Origin of the sequence: Thiolapillus sp. (genome assembly GCF_048562965.1) — a bacterium.
GTDB classification, from domain to species: domain Bacteria; phylum Pseudomonadota; class Gammaproteobacteria; order Chromatiales; family Chromatiaceae; genus Thiolapillus; species Thiolapillus brandeum_A.
The window spans coordinates 1-1,094 of record NZ_JBHNMF010000948.1; the positions used below are offsets into that span (position 1 = coordinate 1).

Consider the following 1,094-nt stretch of genomic DNA (forward strand, 5'->3'; position numbering starts at 1 on the left):
CTAGGTAGCTGCTGTGAGGCAGGACATAGACGGTTTTTCCGGCCAGGCCATCGATATCTTCAAGTGGCGCCTGATCCTTGTGTGTTACCACAAGCTCGTCCACCGTCGTTTTCCGTCCCGAGGCAAACAGCAGTTTTTGTTTCCGTTCATCGGTTTCGGTAAGAAAATGCGCGGCTATATCTCCCTTGCCCGCGAGCAGGTCAGGAATGAGCCGGCCGAATGGCACAGGAAGGAAAGCCACGTGAATCTTTTCGGCCTCACGTTTGATGCCCTTGTTCAGGAACTTTTCATATTCCCTCAGCAGGTCCACCTGGATGCCGCTGGGTTTGCCTTTGTCAAAAAAGAAATCCGTCGGCCCGTATACGACCAGTGCCCGCACTGTGCGTCGCTGTTTCATTTTGGGCAAGTCTTCCGAAAAAGGCTTTTCCAGGAAAGCAATCGGGTTTACTGTGTCGCTGAACGCGGGCGTGCCTGCTGCAAACATGAAGGCAAGAAACAGCAGAGAACTGCATACAGCCCGTTGCCAGGCATGGCGAAACGCTGCTTGTCTGAAGTGGCTTTGGCATGCTTTCTGATTCATGATGCTTCCCCGGTAACTGCCGTCAGGCACGGTGATAAGGATGGTTCTGCAGAATACTCCATGCCCGGTAGAGTTGCTCTGCCACAACGATTCTGACCAGCGGATGTGGCAGTGTCAGCGGGGAAAGCGACCACAGCTGGTCGGCATGTTCCCGGCATTCCGGCGCCAGCCCTTCCGGCCCGCCCACCAGCAGACTGACATCCTGGCCGCCGGCCATCCAGTTTTCCAGCTGCCGCGCCAGGTCCTCTGTGCTCCATTCACGGCCCTTCACCTCCAGGGCGATCACCCGGCTTCCCCTGGGTATGGCCGCGAGCATGTGTTTGCCTTCATCGCGGGTGATACGGGCAATATCGGCATTCTTCCCGCGATGCCTGGCGCTGATTTCCGCCAGCTTCAGGCTGCATTCCCTGGGCATGCGCTGTGCGTACTCCCGGTAGCCCTCCTGGACCCAGCGGGGCATTTTGTCACCGACGGCAATGAGGTGTATGTTCATGGGAGTATTCTACATGCCGTG

The 1,094-nt window shown here is 57.0% G+C and carries 2 protein-coding genes; both read right to left on the reverse strand.

Going from position 1 to position 1,094, the window contains the following annotated elements; all coding sequences use genetic code 11:
* Nucleotides 1–580, reverse strand: a 580-nt coding sequence (locus ACOCD2_RS21365; RefSeq protein ID WP_293653102.1) for a transporter substrate-binding domain-containing protein, incomplete at its 3' end; no start/stop codon positions are given.
* A gap of 22 nt (nt 581–602) precedes the next feature.
* Complete coding sequence (gene rlmH / locus ACOCD2_RS21370; RefSeq protein ID WP_293649993.1) at nt 603–1,073, reverse strand: 23S rRNA (pseudouridine(1915)-N(3))-methyltransferase RlmH; 471 nt, start codon at nt 1,071–1,073, stop codon at nt 603–605.
* Nucleotides 1,074–1,094: the final 21 nt, after the last annotated feature.